The 6,639-nt window shown below is 69.6% G+C and carries 6 protein-coding genes; 1 reads left to right on the top strand and 5 read right to left on the bottom strand.

The features are described 5' to 3' along the window. Positions 1-176 precede the first annotated feature (176 nt). Together ACFU95_RS32140 and betA are read right to left on the bottom strand one after the other, a co-directional pair. Positions 177-1,013, bottom strand: a complete 837-nt coding sequence (locus ACFU95_RS32140) for a methylenetetrahydrofolate reductase (protein WP_383834725.1) — start codon at positions 1,011-1,013, stop codon at positions 177-179. A 3-nt stretch (positions 1,014-1,016) separates the two neighbouring features. After that, entirely contained in the window at positions 1,017-2,687 is a 1,671-nt protein-coding gene (betA, locus tag ACFU95_RS32135; RefSeq protein ID WP_383834722.1) for a choline dehydrogenase, read from the bottom strand. Positions 2,688-2,889: 202 nt separating this feature from the next. Between betA and ACFU95_RS32130 the strand changes: the two genes are divergently transcribed. Then, on the top strand, positions 2,890-3,636 hold the full coding sequence (locus ACFU95_RS32130; protein WP_383834719.1) for an IclR family transcriptional regulator: 747 nt from the start codon (positions 2,890-2,892) through the stop codon (positions 3,634-3,636). 9 nt (positions 3,637-3,645) lie between these two features. Here the strand turns inward: ACFU95_RS32130 and ACFU95_RS32125 are convergent, their stop codons facing one another. From ACFU95_RS32125 to ACFU95_RS32115, 3 genes are all read right to left on the bottom strand, one after another. Continuing rightward, positions 3,646-4,776 (bottom strand): aromatic ring-hydroxylating dioxygenase subunit alpha, encoded by a 1,131-nt coding sequence (locus ACFU95_RS32125; RefSeq protein WP_383834716.1) that lies wholly within the window; start codon positions 4,774-4,776, stop codon positions 3,646-3,648. A gap of 131 nt (positions 4,777-4,907) precedes the next feature. After that, a complete protein-coding gene (locus ACFU95_RS32120; protein WP_383834713.1) occupies positions 4,908-6,071 on the bottom strand; it encodes an NAD(P)/FAD-dependent oxidoreductase in 1,164 nt (387 codons plus the stop codon). Next, positions 6,068-6,430, bottom strand: a complete 363-nt coding sequence (locus tag ACFU95_RS32115; RefSeq protein WP_383834710.1) for a bifunctional 3-phenylpropionate/cinnamic acid dioxygenase ferredoxin subunit — start codon at positions 6,428-6,430, stop codon at positions 6,068-6,070. The genes ACFU95_RS32120 and ACFU95_RS32115 overlap by 4 nt, the downstream gene beginning before the upstream one ends. Positions 6,431-6,639 lie beyond the last annotated feature (209 nt).

The raw sequence follows: 6,639 nt of genomic DNA, 5'->3' as shown, positions 1-6,639 counted from the left end.
AAGGGGGGGGAGGGAAAAACAGGAGATGGGGGAGGGGGGAAGGAAAACCAAGGGGGGTTCTCCGGTGGGGGGCCGGGAAAAGGGGGGGGTTGGCCCCCCCCCCCCCCCCCCCCACTCCTGTGTGCGGTGACGTCCGCGCTGTATACGGCGAGCTGTGTTCCGTATACGGCGCGCCTTCAACCAGCGAGCCGGTCCAGCAGGGCCCGGCGCCACTTCTCCGTCTCGGCGATCTGGTTGAAGGTGAACAGGTGCAGGCCCGCCACCCGGGCCGTAGGCGCGGTCAGCGCCCCCTCGGCGCGTGCCAGCAGCCTGTCCGGGGAGTACCCGCCGGGCGCCGCGAACCGCAGGAACCAGGAGGGGTGCTTCGTCAGGAAGCGCGTCGACTCCCCCACCCCGATCTTCGTCGCCATGGCCAGCAGCTTCGCCCGCTGCACGGGCCCGGCGACCCCCACGTGTACGGGCAGGTCGACCTCCCGGCGCCGGATGCGGCCGATCCACTCCCCCAGCACCCGCGGGTCGAAGCAGAGGTTGCTCACGATGTACGTGGCGTGCTCGCGCTTGTCCCACATCGCCTGGACGGTGACGTCGTCGTCGATGAGCGGATGGCTCTCGGGGTAGCCGGTGACACCGACGCGGGCGAAGGGGCCGCCCAGCTCGCTCAGCCTGCGCAGCACCGGCAAGGCCCCCTCGTAGACCCCCGCGGGCGGGTCGGCGTCGCCGGCCGGGACGAAGACGTCGTCGACGCCTGCCTCGCGGAGGCGGTCGACGGCCTCCTTCAGGTGCGCGTCGTCCCGCAGCAGCCGCGCCGGCACATGCGGGACGACCCGGTAGCCGTGCGCCGCGAGCCGGGCGGCGAGGTCGAGGGTCGGCTCCAGGCCCTTGGCCGGTGACGCCGTCACGGTGACCGTGACGGCGCGTGGGACATGGGCGAGGACCTTGTCCTCGGTCGCCCTCGCGGGCAGCACCTCGTAGCGGACGCTGTCCAGCAGCGCCCGGAGTCCTGCGGCGCCCAAGGTCTACTCCGCCTGCTTCTGGACGTCGCGGTGGCGGTAGTACGCGGCCTTCGACGGTGCGAGCGGCTCCTTGCCGAGGATCAGGTCGGCCGCCTTCTCGGCGACCATCATCACCGGCGCGTAGATGTTGCCGTTGGTGACGTAGGGCATGACGGAGGCGTCCACCACACGCAGGCCCTCGACGCCGTGCACCCGCAGGCTGCCCGGGTCGACGACGGACATCTCGTCGGTGCCCATCTTGCACGTGCAGGACGGGTGCAGAGCGGTCTCGCCCTCCTTGGCGACCCAGGCGAGGATCTCCTCGTCCGTCGCCACCTTCGGGCCGGGCGAGAGCTCCCCGCCGTTGTACGGGGCGAGCGCGGGCTGGTCGAGGAGCTCGCGGGCCACCCGGATCGCCTCGACCCATTCGCGGCGGTCCTGCTCGGTGGAGAGGTAGTTGAAGCGGAGCGCCGGGTGTTCGCGCGGGTCCCTGCTCTTGATCTTCACCGAGCCGATCGCGTCGGAGTACATCGGACCCACGTGCACCTGGTAGCCGTGGCCGCCGGAGGGCGAGGAGCCGTCGTAGCGGACCGCGACCGGCAGGAAGTGGAACATCAGGTTGGGGTAGTCCACCTCCTCGTTGCTGCGGGCGAAGCCGCCGGCCTCGAAGTGGTTGGTGGCCGCCGGGCCCTTGCGCAGCAGCCACTGAAGTCCGATGAAGGGGGCACGCCACTTCGCCATGTACGGCTGCATGGAGACCGGCTGCTTGCAGGCGTACTGGACGTACACCTCCAGGTGGTCCTGCATGTTCTCGCCGACGCCCGGGAGGTCGTGCACGACGTCGATGCCGAGGGCGCTCAGCTCCCGCGCGTTGCCGACGCCGGAGAGCTGGAGCAGCTGCGGGGAGTTGATGGCCCCTCCGCAGAGGATGACCTCCCTGGCGCGGACCTGCTGGCGCGCACCCCGACCGCGCTGGAACTCGACGCCGACGGCCCGTTTGCCCTCGAAGAGGACCCGGGTGACGAGGGCCCGGGTGCGGACCGTGAGGTTCGGCCGCTTCATCGCGGGCTTGAGGTACGCCTTCGAGGCCGACAGCCGGCGGCCGCGATGGACGTTGCGGTCGAACTTGGCGAACCCTTCCTGCCGGTATCCGTTGACGTCGTCGGTGGGCGCGTAGCCCGCCTCCTGGGTGGCCTTGAGGAAGGCGCCGAACAACGGGTTGGTCGCCGGGCCGCGCTCCAGGACGAGAGGACCGTCGTGGCCGCGGAACTCGTCGTCCGGGTCCGCCGCGAGACAGTTCTCCATCCGCCGGAAGTACGGCAGACAGTGCGCGTAGTCCCAGGTCTCCATGCCCGGGTCGGCCGCCCAGCGCTCGTAGTCCATGGGGTTTCCGCGCTGGAAGATCATGCCGTTGATGCTGCTGGAGCCGCCGAGCACCTTGCCGCGCGCGTGGTAGACGCGCCGTCCGCCCATGTGGGGTTCGGGCTCGGACTCGTACTTCCAGTCGTAGAACCGGCTGCCGATCGGATAGGTCAGCGCCGCGGGCATGTGGATGAAGACATCCCACGGGTAGTCCGACCGGCCCGCCTCCAGTACCAGCACCCGGTTCGCCGGGTCCGCGGAGAGTCTGTTGGCCAGTGCACTGCCGGCGGAACCACCGCCGACGATGACGAAGTCGTATTGCAGGGGAGCCATGGTGCCTCGTCTCGCTCGCGCCGTAGATACGCGAGGCATGCTAGACCCGGTCGCGCTATACGCACCAGGTTGCGAACGACGCAACTTCCGTGGTCTTCGTTTCGGTCCGGTTACTTGCAGGGACGTTGTTTACTACGCGTATAGTTTCACTGTGAGCAACTACAGCACGGACACAGAAACGTCTAATTCGGGCGCCGGCGGAGTGCAGTCGGTCGATCGGGCCATCAGTGTGCTGGAGATCCTCGCCCAGCGTGGCGAAGCAGGCGTCAGCGAGGTCGCGGCCGAGATCGACGTGCACAAGTCCACCGCCTTCCGCCTGCTCGGCGCCCTGGAGGCGCGCGGTCTCGTGGAGCAGGCCGGCGAGCGGGGCAAGTACCGGCTCGGCTTCGGCATCGTTCGCCTGGCCGGCGCGGTCACCGGCCGTATCGACATCACCCAGCAGGGCCGCCCGGTGTGCGAGCGCCTCGCCGAGGAACTCGGCGAGACCGTGAACATCGCGGTCATGCAGGAGCACTACGCGATCAACCTCTACCAGGTGCGCGGCCCCGGGGCGATCACCGCGCACAACTGGGTCGGCCAGCTGACGCCGCTGCACGCCACGTCGAGCGGCAAGATCCTGCTGGCACACCTCCCCACCAAGGAGCGCGCCGCACTGCTGGCCGGCGTCGGCATGAAGAAGGTCACCGCGAACACCATCACCGCGAAGACGAAGCTGGAGAAGAACCTCTCCGAGGCGCGCGAGCGGGGCTACGCCTTCACGCTGGAGGAGATGGAGATCGGCCTGCACGCCATGGCCGCGCCGGTCCGCAACCGGGACGGCCAGGTCATCGCGGCCCTCAGCGCCTCCGGACCCGCCTACCGGCTCACCGAGAACCGCCTGCACGAGCTCTCCCCGGTGCTGATCAAGGGCGCCGAGGAGATCAGCCAGCGGATGGGCTACCTGCACTGACCCGCGCGACTACGACCTGGGGACACCGAGACGCTCGTTCACCCAGTCGTGGAAGGCGCCGATGTGGTGCTCACTGGGCACCAGCACGCCGCCCTTGGCATACATGCGGGAACTCATACCGGGCTGGGTCCGTTCGCATGCCTCGAAGTCCTGGCGGTTGACCCGGTCGAAGAGTTCCACGGACCGGCTGACGTCCTTGCCGCTCTCGACGACGTGCGGGAGATACAGCCAGTCGCACTCCACGATCGTGCGGTCGTGTGCCATCGGGTACATCCGGTGGAAGATCACGTGGTCCGGCACGAGGTTGACGAACACCTGCGGCCTGACGGTGATCGCGTAGTACCGGCGGTCCTGGTCCTCGGCGACCCCCGGGATGCGGTCGAGCCCCTCGGAACCGTCCACGGTGAAGCCCTGCACGTCCTCACCGAACTCGGCACCGTGCCCCACGTAGTACTGGGCGGCGTAACCGTCCGCGAACTCGGGCAGCACCTCGGTCAGTTCCGGGTGGATCGTCGCGCAGTGGTAGCACTCCATGAAGTTCTCGATGATCAGCTTCCAGTTGGCCTTCACGTCGTAGACGATCCGTTTGCCGACGGAGAGGCTGTCGATGTCGTACCGGTCGATGGACTCGACGTCGCCGAGACGGGCGACGACATCGCCGATGACCTCCTCGTCGAAGGAGGGCGGGTTCTCCGCGAGGCAGACCCAGACATAGCCGAGCCACTCCCGCACGGCCACGTTCACCAGGCCGTACTCGGTGCGGCCGATGTCGGGCATCTTGGTGAGGTTGGGCGCCGCGACGAGCTTGCCGTTCAGGTCGTACGTCCAGGCGTGGTAGGGGCACTGGAAGGCCCGCTTGACCTCGCCGGACTCCTCCGTGCACAGCTTGGCTCCGCGATGCCGGCACACATTGAAATAGGCGCGGATCGAGTTGTCCCGCGCCCGGGTGACGAGGATGCTCTCGCGGCCCACGTCGACGGTGCGGAAGGCGCCGGGCTTCGCCAGTTCGGCGGCGCGCGCGACGCAGAACCACATGGTCTCGAATATGTGCTCCTGCTCCTGGGCGAAGATCGCCGGATCCGTGTAGGAGGAGCCGGGGAGCGTGGCGATCAGGCTGTCCGGCAGGCTGGTCGAGGTCACGGTGCACTCCTCGGGAGAACGTCGTGGAGGGGGCATTCACGCGCCGGGAAGGGCAACTCCGGACGGCGTTGTGTATGGTGCAACGCTGCGGGCCATGCGCAACCGCAGCATGAGGTGTCGCTGGGGTGGTGTCAAGATGCGGCGGCGGCCAGTTGCTTGCGCCAGCGCGTGAACGGCCGCGGCTGGTTCATCCCGAGCACGGCGACGGGGTCCCCGGCACGCCGGTAGACGGCCAGGACATCGCGGGTGTCCGCGGCCCCCGCCTCGATGGTCACGCTGTCGGCGGCCGCCGCGTGACCGGCGAACTGGATCTTCACGCCGTACTGGTCGGACCAGAAGTACGGCGGCCGGGGCGCGGCCGGTCGCACCGCACCCCCTGCCAGCAGGGTGGCGACCGCGCTTGCGGGACGCTCCCGTGCGCCGGTCCAGTGCTCGACCCGGCGATACAGGCCCGCGCGCGGGTCGTACCAGTTGGCGCAGTCGCCGACCGCGACCACACCGGCCAGGCTGGTGCGGCCGTCCGCGCCGCACTTGACGCCGTTGTCGAGCGCTACGCCGGAACCCTCCAGCCACTCGACGCACGGGCGGGCCCCCACACCGACCACCACGATGTCGGCGGGGACGCTGCGGCCGTCGTCGAGCAGGACGGCGTCGACGCGGGTCTCCCCGCTCAGCCCCTTGACGCCCACCCCGCACAACAGCCGTACTCCGTGGTCCGCGTGGAGGGCGGAGACGATGGCGCCCATGGCCGCTCCGAGCGGTCCGGCGAGAGGCGTCGGGGCTACTTCCACCACGGTCACGTCGAGCCCGAGGGCGTACGCGGTCGAGGCGACCTCGGCTCCGATGAAGCCTCCGCCGATCACCACCAGCCGTCCGCCGCGGGCCAGTTCGTCCCGCAGTGCGCGGGCGTCGTCCAGGGTGCGCAGGGTGTGCACCCCGGCCAGTCCCTCCGAGCCGGGCAGGGCCCGCGCCGCGGCGCCGGTCGCGATGACGACGCCGTCGGCACGCACCTCACGTCCGTCGGCGAGCCGAACGGCACGGTCCGTGTGGTCGAGCCCGACGGCCCGGCTGCCGAGCAGCCACTCGGCCCCCAGGTCCTCGTCGTCCGACTCCAGCGCGAGCTCGGCCTCGCCGAGGGTGCCGGCCAGGAACTCCTTGGACAGCGGGGGCCGGTCGTACGGGCGGTGCACCTCGTCGCCGATGACGACGAGCCGCCCGTCGAAGCCCTGTTGCCGCAGTGAACGCGCCGCTGACAGACCCGCCAGCGAGGCTCCCACCACGGCCACCGACCTCACGCGGGACCTCCGGCGAGCCGGGCGGCGATGCAGGGCGGCAGGTTGGGGGCGTCGGTGGACAGCTGGACGTAGATCATGCCGTCCTCGATGACGACCTCATGTGTCCGGACCGGAAGCTTGGCCGGCGGAGCGTCGACCGAACCGGTCCTCAGGTTGAACTTCGAAGCATGCAGCGGGCATTCCACCTCACGGCCCTCCAGCCACCCGTCGGCGAGCGACGCGTCCTGGTGGGTGCAGGTGTCGTCAATGGCGAAGACCTCGCCATCGTCGGTGTGGAACACCGAGACCGGCGGATCGATGTCGAGCCGGTGGGCCTCTCCTCGCGGGAGATCCGCGAGTCGGCACGCGGGAATCATCATGACACCTCGGTGCGTATAGCGAAACGGATTGCGGTAAGCGCAACGCCAGTTTGAGGGCCGCCCAGAAGCGTTGTCAAGGCATCAAAAGGCCTCGTTCGGACAGGACGGCCGCCCGGCCTCCGGGCAGCTCGAAGCGCCCGCTTCCCCCCCGAAAAAAAAGGGAAAAAGTGACAAAAGGAGCCCCCCAGAAAAGGGCCGAACCCCCCGTC

It is taken from the genome of Streptomyces sp. NPDC057623 (genome assembly GCF_042800355.1).
Classification (GTDB): domain Bacteria; phylum Actinomycetota; class Actinomycetes; order Streptomycetales; family Streptomycetaceae; genus Streptomyces.
Note: the sequence above shows the minus strand (reverse complement) of the source record. Positions and strands in the feature narration are given on the sequence as shown.